This is a genomic window from Mycobacterium asiaticum DSM 44297, assembly GCF_000613245.1.
GTDB classification, from domain to species: domain Bacteria; phylum Actinomycetota; class Actinomycetes; order Mycobacteriales; family Mycobacteriaceae; genus Mycobacterium; species Mycobacterium asiaticum.
This window is the reverse complement of sequence record NZ_HG964937.1, coordinates 455,761-474,825: the sequence shown is the minus strand read 5'-3', so window position 1 is coordinate 474,825 and position 19,065 is coordinate 455,761. Positions and strand designations below refer to the sequence as shown.

Here is a 19,065-nt window from a genome sequence, read left to right as displayed (position 1 = left end):
TTCGCCCAAGGAGATGATTGTGGTCGCTACCACCGAGCAAGACCTCGACACCGAAGAGGCCGACAGCACAGTCGAAGACGCCATCGAAGCGGACGATTTGGACATCGAAGCGACGGAGTGCGCCGACGACACCGAGGACGCCGAAGGCATCGACGAAAGCATCGACGAAGCCGAAGACGACGACGGGCCGCTGCTGGGCAGGCGCGACAAAGGTGGGAAGCCCAAGCGTTTCCGGCGTGGCTGGAGCCAATACCTACGTCGCAGTCTGATGCCGCTGTTACTCGTTGCCTCGCTGGCACTTTCGGGCTTCCTCGGCTGGAAGTTGTGGCAGCAGCATCAGATACAGGCGGCCGGAGAGCAGGCACAGCAAGCGGCGGTCAAGTACGCGCAAGTGCTGACCAGCATCGACTCCAACAACGTCGACGAGAACTTCCGGCAGGTGCTCGACGGCGCCACCGGAGAGTTCAAGGACATGTACACCCAGTCCAGCGTGCAGCTGCGACAGCTGCTGATCGACAACAAGGCCACCGCCCACGGCGTGGTCGTCGACTCGGCGATCGCCTCCGAGACCACGAACAGGGTTGTGGTGCTGGTTTTCATCGACCAGACGGTGGCCAACATGGCCGTGCCCGATCCACGCATCGACCGCAGCAGGATCAAGATGACGATGGAGAAAGTCGACGGCCGCTGGCGGGCCAGCAAAGTTCAGCTGTTGTGAGGGGTAAGCCATGATCAGCAGACTCCTGGCGACCGGATTACTCGGTGCCGCAACCACAATCACGGCAGCAGCGGGTGTGGGTACCGCCCACGCCTCGGCCGAATCATTCTGCGGGGAGCTCGGCGGCGGCTGGGACGGCCAATACTGCCACACCGCGGTGACCTCGCAACGCAACGCGGTGCGCGACATCAAAGTCGCCGTGCCCGTCGATCTCGTCGACAACCCGACGGCGGGTCCGGTGATCCGCGATTACCTGCGCACCCTGGTGGGAAACTGGCGAAACGCCAACGCGCTCATGGCCGCCGATAGCTACGGCGAGGAGAACTACCAGATCTTTCAGCACGGTAACTTGCTGAGCGCGGTCTTTCACGAGGACTACCACGCCGACGGACCGAAACCGAACAATGCCTATCGAACCTTCACGTTCGACATGGCCTCAGGCCGGCGGGTGCAACTGGCGGACCTGACCAACGGCAACCCGCTGACCGCCATTCCCCCACCGGCGCAGCCGTTCGTCGAAGCCGCGCTGAACCAGGCCGCTCCCCCACATGACCCGGGAACGTACCCGTTCGTCGTGGACCGCTGGACACCTGACAAGGTCTATTCCGGCGCCTACCGGGCCTGGGCGCTGACCCCTGACGAGCTCGTTCTCTACATGCCCGACTATCCGGTCGGACACGACGAGCCGGTCAACTTCTCGCCGGGCCTGCCGCAGTGGTTCATGGACGGCGGCACTGTCGAGGCGCACATCCCGCTGTCGGCGCTGAGTTCGGTGCTGCGGGTCTGACGACGGGTTAGGACGAGTTGGCGTTACCCGCGCGCCACTGATCCCACGGGATGTTCCAGTCGCCGAGGCCGTCGGTCCCGGGCAGGATGCTTCCCACCGTGTTGACGATCTCCACGACGTCACCGCGCTTGCTGTGGTCGTAGAACCACACCGCGTTGCTCGGGCTCACGTTCAGGCAGCCGTGGCTGGTGTTGGAGTGCCCTTGCGCGCCAACCGACCACGGCGCCGAGTGCACGAAGATGCCGCTGTAGGAAATCTGCGTGGCCCAGTCGACATCGGTGCGATAGCCGTTCGGCGAGTTGACCGGTACGCCGTAGGTTGAGGAGTCCATGATGATGTGCTTGAACCGCCCGCCGACGATGTACACGCCGTTGTTCGTCGGCGTGCTGTCCTTGCCCATCGACGTCGGCATGGTCTTGACGACCTCACCGTTGATCCGCACCGTGATGATCTTGGTGTTGTCGTCAACGGTCGCGATCATCTCGTCGCCGATGGTGAAGTGCATGTTGACGTTGTCCTCGCCGAACATCCCTTCACCGAGATCGACACCGTAGGTGTTGACCGCCACGTCGACGGTGGTTCCCGGCTTCCAGTAATGCTCTGGGCGCCAGCGCACTTCGCGCCGGTTCAGCCAATAGAAGGCGCCCTCGACGGGCGGGTTGGTGGTGATCTTGATGGCCTTCTCGGCGGCGACACGGTCGGCGATGTTCTCGTCGAAGCGGATCGCGACCGGTTGCCCGACGCCCACTACCTCGCCGTCGCTCGGCACCACGTAGGGCATCGTCAGGTGCGCCGGTGAGCTGGTCTGGAACGTCATCTGGCGGGTTGCCGCGCCGCCAAGCCCCGTCGCCTTGGCGCTCAGTGTGTAGCGCCGGTTGTAGCCGAGCTGCTCGGTGGTCTGCCAGTGCAAGCCGTCCGGGCTGAGCTGCCCGGCGATCTGGCGGCCGTTGTCATTGACCATCGTGACCGAGGCCAGTACTCCGTCGGCGACCGTTACCGTCACCGGAGCGTCCACGGTGACCCCGACCGCGCCGTCGCTAACCGACGCGCTGAGCTTGGGGACGAGCAGGTCGGCAAACGGTGTGCCCTTGTTCTCGATCACCTTGGCAGCGACTGGCGTCCCGCCCCCGCTGCTACAGGCAACCCCGCACACAGCAACCAGGACCATGGCCACAGCCAGCCAAGATCGACGTCTGCGCAAAGGCGCCATCAAGTGACCTTCCACATTCTGTTCTCTTTGCTCGGTCACCGCTGACCTGGATTGTTTCCTGCATTGTAGTGTCTGGGCACCACCGCCCGTGGCAATGCGGATGAATGATATCGGTTATGTCCAACGGGTGGTGCAGGTCACGGGAAGGGATTTCCCTCCGCGACGCATTGCCTGTTATTGTCGATAGCCGGTCTCTGGCCGAGCACGCGCCGTTAGCTCAGTTGGTAGAGCAGCTGACTCTTAATCAGCGGGTCCGGGGTTCGAAACCCTGACGGCGCACTTCATTTTTCCCTCCCGGGCGAACGTCCGGCCCGCGGTCCCTGTGGGGACACAATCCGCCGAGCCGCCTCGACGACGTCGGCCCGCCGTGCCGCGACCACCTCCGGATCGGCGGTACGCGCGTCCGGGTGGGGCGACTGCGCCCAGGCCAGCCCGACGCCCACCAACAACACCAGCAAGTCCATCGGCCGCCAGGACGGGTCGACGTAGCCAGCAGCCTGAGCGGCTTCAACGGCGCGAATGTGTCGGGCCGGCATGGAGTCCCATTCGTCGGCCGGGGGCGGATCGAGAGCCAGTCCCTCTAGGTTGGCCCAGGTGATCATGCGCAAATGCTCAGGCCGCTGGCGCGCCAGATCGTAGATCTCGCCGACGAATTCAGCCACCGCCTCGGGTCGCAGGGTCACGGCGGCGAAGAACTCCTCGCCGTCGGCGGCGACCACGCTGCGGAACAACGTCTCCTTATCCCCGAAATGCGCGTACAGCCGCTCCTTGCTGGCGTTAGCCGTGCGGGCGATGCGGTCGATCCGCGCACCAGCCAGCCCGTACTGCGCGAATTCGGACCGCGCGGCACTCAGGATCGTGTCGCGAAGTTCCGTCGTCGAGCGCACTAGAAGATCATACCCATACGAACTAGTTCGTTTGGTACGCTGGTCGGCATGGCTCCCCCTTTCCCACCGCCCCGCATGAAAGACGTCGAGAACCTTCCCATTGATATCGACGCCGTGATGAACCATCCACGCCGCGTGCAGCGGCTGCGTCGGGTGCTCGACCGCGTCCAGGACGGCATCGCCCCATTGATCGACGTCTACCGGCCTTATCTGCGCGGTCTGGACACGCTGCCCGCGGATGGCCGATTTTTATTGGTGGGCAACCACACCCAGTTCGTCGGCGGCGAGGTACTACTGGTACCTCACTTTGTGCGCCGCGCCATCGGCCGACGGGTTCGGCCCCTGGCGGATCGCAGGTTTTCGCAGCAGCCCGGGTTCGGACATGACCTGATCACGGCATACGGCGGCGTCGTCGGCGCACCGGAGACCGCCCGGGAGTTGATGCGGCACAACGAAACCATTCTGGTGTTCCCCGGCGGGGGCCGCGAGATCGCGAAGTTCAAAGGTGAGGAATACCAATTGAATTGGCGTGGCCGCTCCGGCTTCGCCCGCATCGCCGTGGCGAACGACTACCCAATCATTCCGGTCGGCCTGGTTGGCGGCGACGACGTGTACAAGAGTTTGGTCACTCGCGAGAGCACGCTGGGCCGACTTAGTCGAACTGTCAGCGCCAGGCTCGGCGGTGATGCCGATATGGCTATGCCGCTGATGCGGGGTGTCGGACCCACCTTCCTGCCACGTCCCCAACGGATGTATCTCCAGTTCGGAACCCCCATCGTCACCACGAAACCCGAAGGCGTGTCGGAGGAGGATTGGGTGGTGTCAATCAGGGACCGCACGAAGCGGTCACTCGAGGCCATCCTGGCCGAACTGCTTGCCGTCCGCGCCGGGGACCCGTTCCGGGAACTCAACCCGCTGGCCTGGCCCAGGGCGGCGGCCTGACGTGCCGCGAGCCGAACCAGGCTGCGATTTGCGGTCCGGTTTTTCGCAGTGACGTTCGGTTCGCGGACGCCGGAGGGTACAGCGGCGGCAGTGCTACGCCGGGCGCGAGCCCGACAGCGCCCGTCGCGCCGCAAGGTCAAGCACGTAGCCGATGACGCCGATCACCACGATCACCGCAACCACCTGGCCGTAGGCCAGCTGGTCGCGCGCGTTGAGGATCTGATAGCCCAAACCCGAACGCACACCTAGCATTTCGGCCGGCACCAACACCACCCACGCAATACCCAGGGCCACCCGCAGACCGGTCTGCAGGTGCCCGCGGATCGCGGGCAGCACGACGACGGTGAGCTGTTCGACTCGGGTCGCCCCGAACGACTTCGCCACCTGCAGATAGCCCGGGTCGATGGCGTGTACGCCCGCGGCGGTGTTGATCAGGATCGGCCACACCGATGCCGCGGCGATCAGGAAGATGACCGGCTCGTTCCCGATCCCGAACAGCGCCACCGAAATCGGCGCCCAGGACAGCGGCGAGATCATCCGCAGGAACTGCACCACCGGACGGGTGGCACGGTCGGCGGTGTCGTTGAGCCCGATCAGCAAGCCCGCGGGAATCCCGATGACGGCGCCGACCAGCAACCCGACCAGCAGCCGCCACAGGCTGACGCCGGTATCGGGCAGCAACACACCGCGGCTGTACAGATCCCCCAGCGCTTTGACGACCTTGACTGGTGTCGTCTCCCGCAGCAGCGACTGCGAGGGCGCGAGGACCGCGGTGGCCAGCCACCACGCCGCGATCGCCGCTGTGATGGCCACCGCCGGTGGCCACCAACGTTGAATCAGCGACCAGCGCGCGACCGGAGCCGGTGGCGTCGTATCGGGAATGGTCTGCTCGAGAGTCATCGCGGTTGTACCTGTTCGGTTCGGGTCAAATCAGATGGGATGCCAAAGCTTTCGGGTCCGCCGTACGCCGCCAACGCCGCCCGCACGAAGGTGTCGTTGACCAGCTCAGCATGCACGGTCGCCGGATCCAGCCGTTCCAGGAACTTGCGGTCGCCGTCTACCACGGTGTCGTGCATTGCCTCCACCAGGCGGCGGGTGAAGCTGGGGAACGGGAATGGCTGGTAGCCCAACCGCTGCGGCTGCCAGTCGGGGTGCAGGAATCGATAGTCCTGCGCACGGTAGGTCAGCGCGGTCTTGATGGCGGGTTGCGGTTGCGGAAGGTAGGCGCCCTTCGACAACACTGTAGCGGCCGCCACGCGATCGGAGTTGATGCGTTGCTGGGCACCGACAATCGAGTTCACCAACGAGGCGGCCGCCTGCGGCCGATGCTCGATGAGGTCTTCGTGAGCCAGCACCACACAGCAGGCATGGTCTCGCCACACGTCGCCGAGGAACCTGTGAATCCTGCCGATCTTGCGCACCTGCGCCATGGCGTTGAACGGATCGGCCACCACGTAGCCGCTGATCGAGCGATTGGCCAACGCGGGCACCATGTCCGAGGGACTCATGACGATCAACTCGACCGTCCGGGCGCTGCGCGACGCGCTCCGGCGCACCACCGGCACCAGACCGTGGGCGCGCAGCAGATCCTGGAGAATGATGTTGTGGATCGACCACCAGAACGGGATCGCCACCTGGGTGCCGGCCAGCTGCCCGAGATCGGTGATATTCGGCGCGACGGTGAGCGCCGAGCCGTTGGTGTGGTTCCAGCTCAGCACCCGCACGGGGCTGCGCAGCAGGAACCGCAACTGGATCGCCGTCGGCATCAGCATGTGCACCGCGTCCACCTGCCGGGTGACGAACGCCTCGGCAAGCGAAGCCCAACTGCGAAACAGCACGGGTTTGGCCGAACTCACCACGCCGGGCTGGTACAGACCTGCCGCGTGCGCGATCAGCAGCGGCGCCGCGTCGGTGATGGGCAGGTATCCGATGCGGAGCTGACCGCTGATGTTGGTCCGATCGATGCTTGCCGCGTGGGCCAAGTCAGCCAGACCCGCCAGCCCACCCGCCGCGGCCAGCGCGGCCGCTCCAGTCAGCAGGGTCCGCCGTGAAACCAGGGCTTCCGTCACTGCCCCACCAGGCGGTAATGATCCAAGATCTCCTGCTTGAGAGCTTCGTCGCCCGGTCGCCATTCCCGGCGGATCCTGCCGTCGGGACCCAGCAACACCACACGGCTGGCCAGCAACAACGCTTCGTCCACATCGTGGGTGACCAGCACCACCGTCACCCCGAGCTCGGCCGCGAGATTGGCCAGCCACCTCTGCAGGTCGCCCCGGATGGCCGGGTCCAGTGCACTGAAGGGCTCGTCGAGCAGTAGCAGTCGGGGTCGGGTGGCGACCGCACGGATGATCGCGACGCGCTGCGCCTGCCCCCCGGACAATTGATCGGGATAACGGTCGGCCACCCGTTCCAGGTCGAAGCGCCGCAGCAGTTCTTCGGCGTATTCACGCTGAAACGATCCCTTGTGAGCGGCGAACCGGCCGGCGATCGTCACGTTCTCCCCGGCGGTCAGCCACGGGAACAGCAGCGCCTGCTGAAACACCACGCCGGTGTGCGGCCTGGCCACACCGTTGGCGCTGGACCATTCGACGGTTCCCGACGTCAGTTCCTCCAGGCCCGCGATCACCCGCAGCAGGGTGGACTTGCCGCTGCCGCTGCGCCCCAGAATGGCCAGGAAATCGTCGTCATCAATGGTCAGGTCGATGTCGGCCAGCGCGTGGCTGTCGGCATCAAAGCGCTTGTGGCCACCCACGATTCGTACAGTGGCAGCTCCCACGTTCGTTCCTCTCAAAAGGGATTGCGTCCCACCATTCGATCAGCATGCCGACGCGCACCGACGCGCCGGCGCAGGCAACAGCGATAGGCCACGCCGGGCTCCAGGACGTATTCGGTGATTCGACTCGATCATCGGTCAACTGACAGGAATTGACATGCCGGGCAACGGCTTCGGATAGCGTCGCGGCGGCGCCGGGACGGTGACGCGGCCCCGGTCAGGACACCATCAAGCCGCCGACAGAGCAAATGGGATCGCGTTGATCGCAACCGCTTACCCGGGGCCGACAGGCCGCCTCCCACTGGGCGACACAGACCTATCGCAGGGGCTCAGCCCCAGGTAATTTGCAGAAGGCACACCGTTGTCGAAGGAGCTGCAATGGGATTCATCCAGCCCAACCTGCCCGTCGTCGACGTTGCGGAGTGGAGCAAACTGCCGCGCGCCGAACGCGTGGTGCCGATGATGCGCCACATCGCCCAGCACGGCTTCGGCACTCCGCTGGTGATGCATGTGATGTACGGCGTGAAGATCGTGCTGTACATCCTGGGCATCTGGCTGTTTGCGTGGTCCACCTCGGGCATCGACGGTTTCACCAATGTTGCGGCGTGGTGGACCGAACCGATCGTTTACCAGAAGGCCGTGCTGTTCACCATGCTGTTCGAAGTCGTCGGACTGGGCTGCTGCTTCGGACCGCTGGCCGGCCGGTACTTTCCGCCGATGGGGTCGATCCTGTACTGGCTGCGGCCCGGCACCATCCGGCTGCCGCCCTGGCCCGGGCGGATCCCACTGACCAGGGGCACCAACCGCTCCCCCTTCGACGCGGTGCTCTACGGCGCGCTGGTGGTGTTGCTCGCCCTGGCGCTGGTGTCCGACGGCTCGGGCCCGATCCGGACCCTAGACACCGCGATCGGCGTGCTGCCGCGATGGCAGACCATCGCGATCCTTGGGGTGCTGGCGGTGCTGAGCCTGCGCGACAAGGTGATCTTCCTGGCGGCTCGCGGCGAGGTGTATGCGCCGTTGGCCGTGGCGTTCCTGTTCGCCGGCGCTGACATCGTGGTGGCGGCGAAATTGGTGTGCATGGCGATCTGGCTGGGCGCCGCGACCTCCAAGCTCACCCGGCACTTCCCGTTCGTGATCTCGACGATGCTGGCGAACAACCCGTTCCTCCCATCGGGATTTCTCAAGACGTCATTGTTCAAGCGATACCCCGACGACCTGCGGCCCGGTGCATGGTCGGGCTTCATCGCGCACTTCTCTACCGCAATTGAAGGGCTGGTGCCGCTCGCGCTGCTCTTCTCGCACGGCGGCTGGCCGACAACCATCGCCGCGCTGGTGATGATCGTGTTCCACCTGAACATCCTGTTGGCTTTCCCGATGGGGGTGCCGCTGGAATGGAATGTGTTCATGATCTTCAGCGTGCTGTGGCTGTTCGTCGCGCACGCGCCGCTGGGCCTGTCCAGCGTGACCAACCCGGTGCCGGTCGCCATACTGTTCGCGGTCCTGGCCACGACCGTCGTGTTGGGGAACCTGTTCCCGCACAAGATTTCGTTCCTGCCGGGCATGCGGTATTACGCCGGCAACTGGGACACCACGCTGTGGTGCGTGAAGCCGTCGGCCGACGAGAAGATCCGCGTCGGCGCCCGCGCTTTGGGCCCCATGCAGCATCTGCAGCTCGAGCGGTTGTACAAGAGCAAGGAAGACACGTTGGTTCCGATTCATCTCGCCTATGCCTTCCGCGGGATGAACACCCATGGGCGCGCGCTGTTCACCCTGGCGCACCGGGCGATGGCGGGCTATGACGAGGACGATTACAACCTCTGCGAAGGCGAGATGCTGTGCGCCATGGCTGTCGGGTGGAACTTCGGCGACGGGCATATGCACAACGAGTGCCTGATCGAGGCGCTGCAGGAGCGGTGCGGGTTCGAGCCGGGTGAGGTGCGGGTGGTGATTCTCGACGCGCAGCCGATCCACGTTCAGCGCCAACAGTATCGACTGGTCGACGCGGCGACGGGCGAATTCGAGCGTGGCTATGTCGAGGTGGATGACATGGTCAGGACCCAACCCTGGAAGGACGATCTCCCGGTCCACATCACCAGCGGCAGTCCGCGGCGGAAAGGCCAGCCAGCATGACGACCGCCCTGATTACGGGAGCATCGACCGGTCTGGGCCGCGAACTGGCCAACCTGTTCGCGGCCGACGGCATCGACGTGGTCGTCGTGTCCAGCGAGCGCAGCGCCGCGCAGCTTGCCGCGGTGGCCGAGGAATTGCGCACCCGCCACGGCGTCCGCGCCCACCCGATCAACATGGACCTGGCGCAACCGGGCGCGGGAGCCGAATTGGTCGCTCGCGTGGACGAACTCGGCATCGACGTCGAATACCTGGTCAACAACGCCGGCGTCGGAATCCTCGGCCTGAAGATCCAGGAGTCCGACCCGGTTGCCGTCTCCAAGATGGTGCAACTGAATGTGGTGACGCTGACCGACCTGACGACGCTATATGCCGCGCGGATGGTCAAGGCCGGCCACGGAGCGATCCTCAACATCAGCTCGATCGCCGCCTACGTGATCCCGCACGGCCTCGAGGCGGGCTACTCGGCCAGCAAGGCCTACGTCCGGAGCTTCTCGGAGGCCGTGGCCTCCGACCTGCACGGCACGGGCGTCACCTGCACCCACCTCGCGGCGGGTCCCACCCGCACCGAATTCGCGCACACGGCTGGTGTCGGAGACTGGTCGCGGCTAGACCGCTTCATCATGGATGTCGCGCCGGTCGCGGCCTCGGGCTACGCCGCGATGCGGGCGGGCCGGGTCATGGTGATGCCTGGCCTGGGCAACAAAGTCATGCGGGCGGCGGCGCCGCTGTCACCGTCGCGGCGGCTGAAAGCGCTGGTATCCGGTTACTTCGTGGCGCGTCACTGAGGTCGGGTCAGCGCTTCCTGATCCGGTAGACGATCACGACGACGGTTGCCACACCAACCCCGGTCAGCGACACCGTGACGATCGGCTTGTTCAGGAACTCGATCACCTTGGCCTTGACGTCATCGGCCAGGCGGCGAGGATTGGCCCGCTCAGCAAGCGAGTCGACGGTCGCCGCCAGCTGCTCGCGGGCTTGGTCGATCTCCTGCTTGATGGTGTCGGGATCGCGGTCCGCCACGTGTCTGTCCTCCAAGTCAGGATGGTGCACTGACGAACTACCCTAGATCAGCCGGTGCGGGCCCCAACGCTCCGGTGAACAGAAAGGACTCCCTACGTTGAGCGAGACCACCCGGCTGGCCCCCGGAGACAAGGCCCCCGCATTCACCCTGCCCGATGCCGATGGCAACAAGGTGTCGCTTTCCGGCTATAAGGGCCGTCATGTCGTCGTCTACTTCTATCCCGCGGCCTCGACCCCGGGCTGCACCAAGCAGGCCTGTGCGTTTCGGGACAACCTGAGCGAACTCAACGACGCCGGAATCGACGTCGTCGGGATTTCGCCCGACAAGCCGGAGAAGCTGGCCAAGTTCCGCGACGCCGAAGGGCTGACCTTCCCGCTGCTGTCCGATCCCGAGCGCAAGGTGCTCGCCGCCTACGGCGCGTACGGCGAGAAGCTGATGTACGGGAAGAAGGTGACCGGGGTGATCAGGTCGACGTTCGTTGTCGACGACAAGGGGAAGATCGCGGCCGCGAATTACAACGTCAAAGCGGCGAGCACCGTCTCGAGTATCGAGAAGATCATCAAACAGGTGACCGCCGCATAAATCCGCCATTCCCGGGAATGTGAGCGGACTACAGTCCGTTTCGTCTCCCATGACTACTTCTGAGCGAGTGATCGAACTCCTGCAGCGCAATGTCCGGGATGTCTTCGGCGAAGCGGACCCAATCCGTCGGCGCACCGCCGTCGAAGAGCTCTACACCGACGACGCCGTGCTCTACGTCCCGGACGACGTGCTGATCGGTCACGACGCGGTGGACGGGTTCGCCGGGGCATTGCGGGCCAGCCACCCGGACTTCGTCTACACCCATCGCGGGGAACCCCAAGCACTGCACAACGGCGGCATTTTCGCCTGGGGCTCGGGACCCGAAGGCGAGCCGCCGGCCTACACGGGCCTCGACGTCATCGTCGTCCGCGAGGACAAGATCGCGGTCCTCTACGTCTACCTCAATCCGACGCTGTCGTAGCCAGATTCGCCAGCAACAGCGCTTCGGTGATTGCGGCGCGTTCCAGCACTCCCAGGTGCAGACTCTCGTTGATGCTGTGCGCCTGGGTGCTTGGGTCCTCTACGCCGGTAACCAGAATCTTGGCGTGCGGAAAAGCTTCGGCGAACTCGGCGATGAACGGGATCGACCCGCCCATACCCATGTCGACGACGTCAACACCCCAGGCCTGCCGAAACGCCGCGCGCGCCGCGTCGTAGATCGGGCCGCTGGCGTCGATGGCGTAGGGCTGGCCGATCTCGCCGCGGATGACTTCGACCTGGGCACCCCACGGAACGTGTCGCTTGAGATGCGCCTCGACCGCAGCCAGATGCGCCACCGCGTCGCCACCCGGTGCCACCCGGATGCTGATCTTGGCGCGGGCCCGCGGGATCAACGTATTCGAGGCGGCCGCAACCGAAGTGGTGTCAATGCCGATCACTGTGATCGCCGGCTTCGCCCACAACCGCTGCGGCACCGAGCCGGACCCGATCTCGCTCACACCGTCCAGCAGACCTGAGTCCGCGCGCACCCGCTCGGGCGGGTAATCCACGGCGGCGGCGGTGCTTTCATGCAAACCCTGGACCGCCACGTTGCCGTCGTCGTCGTGCAGACTCGCCAGCAGTCGCACCAGCACACTCAGCGCATCGGGCACCACACCGCCCCAAAGGCCGGAGTGCAGACCGTGGTCGAGTGTGGCGACCTCGACGACGCAGTCGGCCATCCCCCGCAACGACACCGTCAGAGCCGGTATCTCGGTGCTCCAGTTGTCGGAGTCGGCGATCACGATCACGTCGGCGCTCAGCGCATCCCGATGGGCGGCCAACAACCGGCCCAGGGACGGCGAACCGGATTCCTCCTCGCCCTCGACGAAGACCGTCACACCTACCGGCGGCTTTCCGCCGTGCGCCCGAAATGCGGCCAAATGGGTTGCGATGCCCGCCTTGTCGTCGGCGGTGCCCCGACCGTACAGGCGTCCATCCCGTTCGGTCGGCTCGAAGGGAGGTGACGCCCACTGAGCGCGGTCACCTTCGGGCTGCACGTCGTGATGCGCATACAACAGCACGGTCGGCGCTCCCGGCGGCGCCGGGTACCGCGCGATGACCGCCGGAGCACCACCCTCACTGACGATGCCGACATCGTCAAAACCCGCCTGGGACAACAGGTCCACCACTGCCTGCGCGCTGCGGTGTACCTCGTCGCGCCGTGCCGGATCGGCCCACACCGACTCGATGCGAACCAGATCCTCGAGGTCGCGGCGCACCGAAGGCAGCACCTCACGCACCCGCTCAACCAGATCAGTCACGCCTGAAAGGCTAGCTATGCTGCCGGTAATGGCGACCAACGGCCCTGACCCCACTCCCGATCCGACTGCGCCGCTCTGGCGGGCGGCGCAACTGTTCCGGCTGCTGAGCTGCCTCTACGCGCTGGGCTTCCAGATCGCGATCAACTCCGACCTGCGTCACCCCCTGCTGGCGTGGCTGCTGTTCGCGGTGCTGATTGCCTGGAGCGTGCTCTGCGCGACCGCCTACCTGCGCGGTTTCGGCAGACGGCCGGCATGGGTGGTCGCCGAACTCGTCGTGACGGTGCTGTTGATGCTGTCCACCGAGGTGGTGGCATCGGGACAGTGGGCGCACAACAACCAGACCTGGCCGACGACGTTGTGGGCCAGCAACGCGACCATCTCGGCGGCCCTGCAGTTTGGCCCGGCCGGCGGCATGCTGACGGGTCTGGCGGTGACGGCCACCAGCGAAGCGGTCAAGGGCTACTTCAATGTCAACCTCGGGCGCAACGCCACCATCATCGTCGAGCTGGCGGTCGGCTTGGCGGTGGGGCTGGCGGCCCGCACCGCGCGGCGCGCCCACGACGAGCTGCAGCGAGCCGCAAGGCTGACGGCCGCGGTGGAGGAACGCGAGCGGCTGTCCCGCCAGGTACACGACGGCGTCATCCAGGTACTCGCCCTGGTCTCCAAACGGGGAAACGAAATAGGCGGTGCCGCAGCCGAACTCGCCAAGCTCGCCGGTGAACAGGAGCGCGCCCTGCGCAGCTGGGTCACCTCGACCGAGATGGAGAGCGACACCGCAGCCGATACGACCGTCGACCTGCGCGCGCTGCTGCGCCGCAGGGAGGCCGACTGTGTCTCGATGAGCCTGCCGGGCACCCCGGTGCCGATAGACAGCGATCTGGCCACCGAATTGGACGCCGCGGTGGGCAACGCCCTGGACAACGTGCGCGAGCACGCGGGTCCGGACGCCCGTGCGTTTGTGTTGCTGGAAGACCTGGGCTCGTCGGTCGCGGTCAGCATCCGCGACGACGGAGTGGGCATCGCCCCGGGCCGGCTCGAGGAAGCCATCGGTCAGGGACATATCGGCATCTCGAAGTCGATTGTGGGACGGTTGAAGTCATTGGGTGGCAGCGCGAACCTGCACACCGACCCGGGAGAGGGAACCGAATGGGAGTTGATCGTGCCGCGGCGGAGGCCCAACCATGACTGAGCAAGCCGGCCTGTCGGTAATGGTGGTCGACGACCATCCCATCTGGCGTGACGCGGTGGCGCGCGACCTTACCGATGACGGGTTCGAAGTAGTGGCCACCGCCGAGGGCGTGGCGTCGGCGCGGCGCCGGGCCGCTGTGGTCAAACCGGATGTGGTGGTGATGGACATGCGCCTGAGTGACGGTGACGGCGTCCAGGCAACCAGAGAAGTGCTCGAAGTGTCGCCGTCGACCCGAGTGCTGGTGCTGTCGGCGTCCGACGAACGCGACGACGTGCTCGAAGCGGTAAAGGCGGGTGCGACCGGATATCTGGTCAAGAGCGCATCCAAGGCCGAGCTGGCCGAGGCGGTGCGGGCGACCGCGGCCGGACGAGCGGTGTTCACCCCGAGCCTGGCGGGGCTGGTGCTGGGCGAATACCGGCGCATCGCCCAGAACCCGAGCCCGGACAAGGCCACCCCCAGCCTCACCGAGCGGGAGACAGAGGTGTTGCGTTTCGTCGCAAAGGGCATGTCCGCCAAGCAAATTGCCGAGAAGCTGTCGCTGAGTCACCGGACGGTGGAAAACCACGTGCAGGCGACCTTCCGCAAGCTGCAGGTCGCCAATCGGGTGGAGTTGACGCGATACGCGATCGAACATGGGCTCGACCAATAGCCCCAGAGTTGGGTAGTCCTACTCATCCGAACGGCGGCGTTGCCCGGCAGGGTGGGTGACCATGACCGAACCGCACCAGGCTGACCGTGCTGTCCTCAGCCGGCTCACGCAGGAATTCGACGCCCTGGCCCGGCAGATGTCCCGGGTGTCCGGGGAACTCAGCCAATTGGACCGGCTGTTCGCCAGCTCCGCCCCCCCGGCCGCCGCACCCGCCGCACAGCCGATGCCCCCACCGACGCCCGCTGCGGCGCCGGCCTATGCTCCGCCCGCGCAGCACGAGCCCGCGCCTTATTGGCAGAACTACTGGCAGTACTGGACGCCCGCGGCCGCCAAGCCGCGTCCGCCCCGACCACCACGCCAGTACGCGCCAGCGCCCGCCCCCGCGCCGACCGTAGACCCGGCGCCAGCGGCCGCCGAAACACCCTCAGCGCAAACCGAATCCGGCTGGATCGGCAAGTTGCTGGCGGTCGCCGGTGTGGCCGTGACGCTGATCGGTGTGGTGCTGCTGCTGGTGTTGGCCGCCCAGGCCGGCCTGCTGCGACCGGAGATTCGGGTAGCCGGTGGTGGCGCGCTGGCGATAGCGCTGGTCGCGGTGTCCGCCCGCCTCCGGGCATGGCCTGGTGGCCGCATCGGTGCAATCGCCCTGGCTGCCACCGGTATTGCCACGGCCTACCTGGATGTCATCGCTGTCGTCACCATCTACCAGTGGGTGCCGGCGCCGGCCGGTTTGGTGTTGGCCGCCGTCGTGGGCGGCGGCGGCCTGGCACTGGCCCGGCGTTGGGATTCCGAACAGCTGGCGCTGCTGGTGCTGGTACCGCTGATCGGGCTGGCACCCGCGCTCACCCGCCGCGTGGACTTGCTGCTGGTCAGTTTCATGCTGGCGCTCTCGGCGGCCGCGCTGCCGGTGCAACTGGGCAAGGACTGGCTGTGGATGCACGTCGCCCGGGTTGCGGCGCCCACGCTGCCGCTGCTGCTCGCGCTGATGGCCGTCAGCCCACACGACAACGCGTGGCTGATCGGCGGCGCCTGCGCGGTGGCCGCACTGCTGGCCATCACCAGCGGCCTGGTCCTGCTGCCGGCCACCTCGAACCCCGCAGCGCTGGCGCTGATCACAACGGCCGGCACCCTGCCCGTGCTGGCCAGCGCGATCGCCGTCGACCGCATGCTGGCGGCGATCATAGCCGCCGCCCTGGCGACAGCGATGCTGGCGTTAGCGGTGATCGGCAACCACCCCCGCATCGTCGTCCAGACGTGGTCGGCCTGGTCTGCTATCTCCGCGCTGATCGCCGTTACGGTCGCCTTTGCGGGTTACATCGAAGCCCCCGTGCTGCTGGCACTCGGCGTCGCCGTCGCGGTCGCCGGCCGCCGCGACGCGGTAGCACGGTGGTGCGCAGCAGGTTTCGGCGTCATCGGCACTGTCCTGTTCTACAGTTACGTGCCGCTGCGGGTGCTGGTGCGCGCCACGGCGATCCCCACATCCATCGCGGTGTCCACGTTGGCGGCCAGTCTGCTCGTGATCACCTTCGCCGTCGTCATGACGCGGACGTGTGTTGGCGCCAAGCGGAATACGGATGTCAACGGTCTGCTGATCGCGGCGGCCTCAGCGGTGGTCGTCTACGCCGTGACCGCCTTCACGGTGACCGCCGGGGTGCTTGTCGGCGGCACCGACGGCGGATTCCTGGCCGGCCACCTGGCGGCCACCATCTGCTGGATCGGCGGAGCCGCCGCGCTTTTCGTCTACGCACTGCGCCTGCACGAGCCGGACCGACGGACCGAGCCGATCACCGCGGGTCTGGCGCTTACCGGTGCGGCCACGGCCAAGCTGTTCCTGTTCGACCTGGCCACGCTGGACGGCATCTTCCGGGTGGCGGCGTTCATCATCGTCGGCCTGGTGCTGCTGGGCATGGGCGCCGGCTACGCGCGCAGCCTCGCGCGCACGTGAGGCCGCGAGCTCAGGAAGTTTCCAGAATCGCCACCGCCGCCGCCGTATCGGCTTCGTGGGTCAGCGAGACATGGATTATCACATCGGCCAGGTGCTTGGCGATTTCACCACTCAACCGCACCCGCGGCCTGCCCCACATGTCGGTCACCACTTCGATATCGCGGTGGATGTCTTCCGGCAGCACCGGCCGCTGCGCGAAGCGGGAACCCGACCACGCCTTGATCACCGCTTCCTTCGCCGCCCAGCGGGCAGCCAGGTGACGCGCCGCCGACGAACTCTTGTCGGATGCATCGCGGCGCTCGCCGGGGGTGAACGTCTCGGCGAACACCGTCCCGGGCTGGTCTACCTGTTCGGCGAAATGCGGAATGGAGACAAGGTCAATCCCGATCCCGACGATGCCCATGGCTGGCCAGGTTAACGGATGGGCCGAATCATTCGGACACCTGGCTCGCGCCGTAGATCGAACCATCACCGAGCCGGGCGGCCGGATTCAGCAGCATCGAGGCCTCCTGCGGCTTCTCCGGCAGGTCGTGGTCGAAGCGACGGTCCGGCGGCCGCTGGTACATCGGCTCGCCCCCAGCGATTGCCGAGGCCAGGCGACGCTGCCCAGCCAGCAGCCGAGCCTCGGCACGCCGTTGGTAGTCGGCGCGCTGCCCGGGCTCCAGCGAGGCGATGAAGGCCTGCGGGTGCACCAAGGCGACCAGACCCGACACGTGACCGAACCCGAGGCTGGTCAGCATGCCGGCCTTGAGCGGGAATTTTCCGCCCAGGCGCAACGTGTCGCGCACCCAGACGAAGTGCGCGGCGCCGGCCAGCTCGTCGTCGACACAATCCAGGCTGCGGTTGGGCGGGATCACCCCGTCGCGCAGCATCTGGCACAGCCCCATCATCTGGAAGACCGCGGCACCGCCCTTGGCGTGACCGGTCAGGCTCTTCTGCGACACCACGAACAGCGGAGCGCCCACCGAGCGGCCCATCGAGTCGGCGAGCCGCTCGTGCAGCTCCGTCTCGTTCGGGTCGTTGGCCAGCGTCGACGTGTCGTGCTTGGAGACCACGGCCACGTCGTCAGCGCTCACGCCCAGCTTGGCCAGCGCACGCACCAGGGCGGAGTCCTTGCCGCCCCGGCCCGCGCCCAGCGCACCCAGGCCAGGCGCCGGAATCGAGGTGTGTACGCCGTCACCGAAGGACTGGGCGTAGGCCACCACGGCCAGCACCGGCAGACCCATCCGCAGGGCGAGATCGCCACGGGCCAACAGGATCGTGCCGCCGCCCTGGGCCTCCACGAAGCCCAGCCGCCGCCGGTCATTGGGACGGGAGAACTTCGAGTCGTGGATGCCGCGGCCGCGCATCATGCCGGTGTCGGCGGTGGCCGCCATGTCCCCGAAGCCGATGATGGCCTCCAGCGTCAGGTCGTCCAGACCGCCGGCCACCACCAGCTCGGCCTTGCCCAGCCGGATCTTGTCGACACCCTCCTCGACCGACACCGCGGCCGTTGCGCACGCCGCCACCGGATGGATCATCGATCCGTAGCTACCCACATAGGACTGAATCACATGTGCGGCAACCACATTCGGTAGAACTTCCTGCAGGATGTCGTTGGGCTTGTTCCGGCCCAGCAGGTTGCCGTGGTACATGGTCTGCATCGAGGTCATGCCGCCCATCCCGGTACCCTGCGTACTGGCCACCAGGCTCGGGTGTACGTAACGCATCACCTCGGCCGGGCTGAAGCCCGCGGACAGGAACGCGTCGACGGTCGCGACGATGTTCCACAGCGCGACCCGGTCGATCGAGGTCGCCATGTCGGGACTGATGCCCCACACCGTCGGGTCGAATCCGGTCGGGATCTGCGCGCCCACCACGCGGGACAGCTTGGTCTTGCGCGGAACCCGGATTTCGGTGCCCGCCTTGCGGGTCACCTGCCAGTCGGTGGAGTCCGGTACCGGTCGCACCACGGTGTGCTCCGGGTCGAACTCGACGAACGCGCGGGCGTCAGCCTCCGACGACACCACGAAGCTGAAGTCCTTGTCCAAGAAGACCGAAACCAGCAACGGGGACGCGTGGTCGGGGTCGATCGCGCCGTCGTCGACGAACTCGCGGATGCCGGTGCGTTCCAGGACCGCGTCGTGGTAGCGCTCCACCAGTTCCGCCTCGTCGACCAGGTCACCGGAAGACGTGTCGTACCAACCCGGTTGCGGGTCGTCCTCCCAGCGGATCAGGCCAGTGGTCCACGCCAGCTCGAGCACACCGGCGGCCGACAGTTCGTTCTCGACCTCCATCTCGAAACGGGTGCGCGACGAGCCGTAGGGGCCGATCTCGGCGCCGCCGACGATGACCACCAGGTCGGCCGGGTCGACGTCGAGGTCGTCCCATTCCGGCGGCGGCGCCGGTGTGTAGCCGCGCGGCGGCGACGGCAGTGCGGCGATGGTGCCCTCGGTCGCCTCGTCGTCCCGCTGCCGGCGTCGGCCGACATCTCCTCGCGGGCCTTGGCGGCCA

At 66.6% G+C, this 19,065-nt stretch carries 18 protein-coding genes, 1 tRNA gene and 1 pseudogene; 11 read left to right on the top strand and 9 right to left on the bottom strand.

What is annotated here, in order from left to right; genetic code table 11:
• Positions 1-13: 13 nt before the first annotated feature.
• Together BN972_RS12730 and BN972_RS12725 are read left to right on the top strand one after the other, a co-directional pair.
• The gene (locus BN972_RS12730) at positions 14-718 is read left to right on the top strand and encodes a tetratricopeptide repeat protein (RefSeq protein ID WP_036358297.1); all 705 of its coding nucleotides are present in this window, start codon (positions 14-16) and stop codon (positions 716-718) included.
• Positions 719-728: 10 nt separating this feature from the next.
• Entirely contained in the window at positions 729-1,505 is a 777-nt protein-coding gene (locus BN972_RS12725) for a mannan-binding family protein (protein WP_036358294.1), read from the top strand.
• Positions 1,506-1,512: 7 nt separating this feature from the next.
• On the opposite strand, the gene BN972_RS12720 is transcribed toward BN972_RS12725, so the two are convergent.
• A complete protein-coding gene (locus BN972_RS12720) occupies positions 1,513-2,715 on the bottom strand; it encodes a L,D-transpeptidase (RefSeq protein ID WP_036360745.1) in 1,203 nt (400 codons plus the stop codon).
• A 206-nt stretch (positions 2,716-2,921) separates the two neighbouring features.
• Between BN972_RS12720 and BN972_RS12715 the strand changes: the two genes are divergently transcribed.
• A tRNA-Lys gene (locus BN972_RS12715) sits at positions 2,922-2,994 on the top strand.
• 2 nt (positions 2,995-2,996) lie between these two features.
• Here the strand turns inward: BN972_RS12715 and BN972_RS12710 are convergent.
• Entirely contained in the window at positions 2,997-3,602 is a 606-nt protein-coding gene (locus BN972_RS12710) for a TetR family transcriptional regulator (protein ID WP_051545423.1), read from the bottom strand.
• 48 nt (positions 3,603-3,650) lie between these two features.
• Here BN972_RS12710 and BN972_RS12705 point away from each other — a divergent pair, with 48 nt between their 5' ends.
• Positions 3,651-4,544, top strand: coding sequence for a lysophospholipid acyltransferase family protein (locus BN972_RS12705; protein WP_390176207.1), 894 nt, complete (start codon positions 3,651-3,653; stop codon positions 4,542-4,544).
• A gap of 93 nt (positions 4,545-4,637) precedes the next feature.
• Here the strand turns inward: BN972_RS12705 and BN972_RS12700 are convergent, their stop codons facing one another.
• From BN972_RS12700 to BN972_RS12690, 3 genes are read right to left on the bottom strand one after another with little or no spacing between them, the layout of a single operon-like run.
• Complete coding sequence (locus BN972_RS12700; protein WP_051545420.1) at positions 4,638-5,444, bottom strand: ABC transporter permease; 807 nt, start codon at positions 5,442-5,444, stop codon at positions 4,638-4,640.
• Entirely contained in the window at positions 5,441-6,583 is a 1,143-nt protein-coding gene (locus BN972_RS12695; RefSeq protein WP_235192500.1) for an ABC transporter substrate-binding protein, read from the bottom strand. Before BN972_RS12695 ends, BN972_RS12700 begins: the two co-directional genes overlap by 4 nt.
• A 26-nt stretch (positions 6,584-6,609) precedes the next feature.
• Positions 6,610-7,320, bottom strand: coding sequence for an ABC transporter ATP-binding protein (locus BN972_RS12690; RefSeq protein ID WP_036358283.1), 711 nt, complete (start codon positions 7,318-7,320; stop codon positions 6,610-6,612).
• 375 nt (positions 7,321-7,695) lie between these two features.
• Between BN972_RS12690 and BN972_RS12685 the strand changes: the two genes are divergently transcribed.
• Positions 7,696-9,447 carry a DUF3556 domain-containing protein gene (locus tag BN972_RS12685; RefSeq protein WP_036358281.1) on the top strand — a complete coding sequence of 584 codons (1,752 nt, stop codon included), beginning with the start codon at positions 7,696-7,698 and terminating at the stop codon, positions 9,445-9,447.
• Positions 9,444-10,232 (top strand): SDR family NAD(P)-dependent oxidoreductase, encoded by a 789-nt coding sequence (locus tag BN972_RS12680; protein WP_036358277.1) that lies wholly within the window; start codon positions 9,444-9,446, stop codon positions 10,230-10,232. The genes BN972_RS12685 and BN972_RS12680 overlap by 4 nt, the downstream gene beginning before the upstream one ends.
• A 7-nt stretch (positions 10,233-10,239) precedes the next feature.
• On the opposite strand, the gene BN972_RS12675 is transcribed toward BN972_RS12680, so the two are convergent.
• Positions 10,240-10,467 carry a DUF3618 domain-containing protein gene (locus tag BN972_RS12675; protein ID WP_036358274.1) on the bottom strand — a complete coding sequence of 76 codons (228 nt, stop codon included), beginning with the start codon at positions 10,465-10,467 and terminating at the stop codon, positions 10,240-10,242.
• A 97-nt stretch (positions 10,468-10,564) separates the two neighbouring features.
• Here BN972_RS12675 and bcp point away from each other — a divergent pair, with 97 nt between their 5' ends.
• Together bcp and BN972_RS12665 are read left to right on the top strand one after the other, a co-directional pair.
• Positions 10,565-11,050 (top strand): thioredoxin-dependent thiol peroxidase, encoded by a 486-nt coding sequence (gene bcp, locus BN972_RS12670; RefSeq protein WP_036358271.1) that lies wholly within the window; start codon positions 10,565-10,567, stop codon positions 11,048-11,050.
• 49 nt (positions 11,051-11,099) lie between these two features.
• Positions 11,100-11,471 (top strand): nuclear transport factor 2 family protein, encoded by a 372-nt coding sequence (locus BN972_RS12665; RefSeq protein ID WP_036358269.1) that lies wholly within the window; start codon positions 11,100-11,102, stop codon positions 11,469-11,471.
• Here BN972_RS12665 and BN972_RS12660 read toward each other — a convergent pair.
• Positions 11,452-12,831, bottom strand: a complete 1,380-nt coding sequence (locus BN972_RS12660) for a dipeptidase (RefSeq protein ID WP_390176206.1) — start codon at positions 12,829-12,831, stop codon at positions 11,452-11,454. The two genes, BN972_RS12665 and BN972_RS12660, sit on opposite strands and share 20 nt — an antisense overlap.
• Here BN972_RS12660 and macS point away from each other — a divergent pair.
• The 3 genes from macS (at position 12,809) to BN972_RS12645 (ending at position 16,572) form a co-directional block, all read left to right on the top strand.
• Positions 12,809-13,981 (top strand): MacS family sensor histidine kinase, encoded by a 1,173-nt coding sequence (gene macS / locus BN972_RS12655; protein ID WP_036358264.1) that lies wholly within the window; start codon positions 12,809-12,811, stop codon positions 13,979-13,981. The genes BN972_RS12660 and macS overlap by 23 nt on opposite strands.
• Positions 13,974-14,630 carry a response regulator gene (locus tag BN972_RS12650; RefSeq protein WP_036358261.1) on the top strand — a complete coding sequence of 219 codons (657 nt, stop codon included), beginning with the start codon at positions 13,974-13,976 and terminating at the stop codon, positions 14,628-14,630. The genes macS and BN972_RS12650 overlap by 8 nt, the downstream gene beginning before the upstream one ends.
• 61 nt (positions 14,631-14,691) lie before the next feature.
• Positions 14,692-16,572: a DUF2339 domain-containing protein gene (locus tag BN972_RS12645; protein ID WP_036358258.1), complete on the top strand. Its 1,881-nt coding sequence runs from the start codon at positions 14,692-14,694 to the stop codon at positions 16,570-16,572.
• A 10-nt stretch (positions 16,573-16,582) separates the two neighbouring features.
• Here BN972_RS12645 and acpS read toward each other — a convergent pair whose 3' ends face one another.
• Positions 16,583-16,975 (bottom strand): holo-ACP synthase AcpS, encoded by a 393-nt coding sequence (gene acpS, locus BN972_RS12640; RefSeq protein WP_036358255.1) that lies wholly within the window; start codon positions 16,973-16,975, stop codon positions 16,583-16,585.
• Between the two features lie 28 nt (positions 16,976-17,003).
• Positions 17,004-19,065, bottom strand: a pseudogene (locus BN972_RS28245) (beta-ketoacyl synthase N-terminal-like domain-containing protein); the annotation flags it as partial.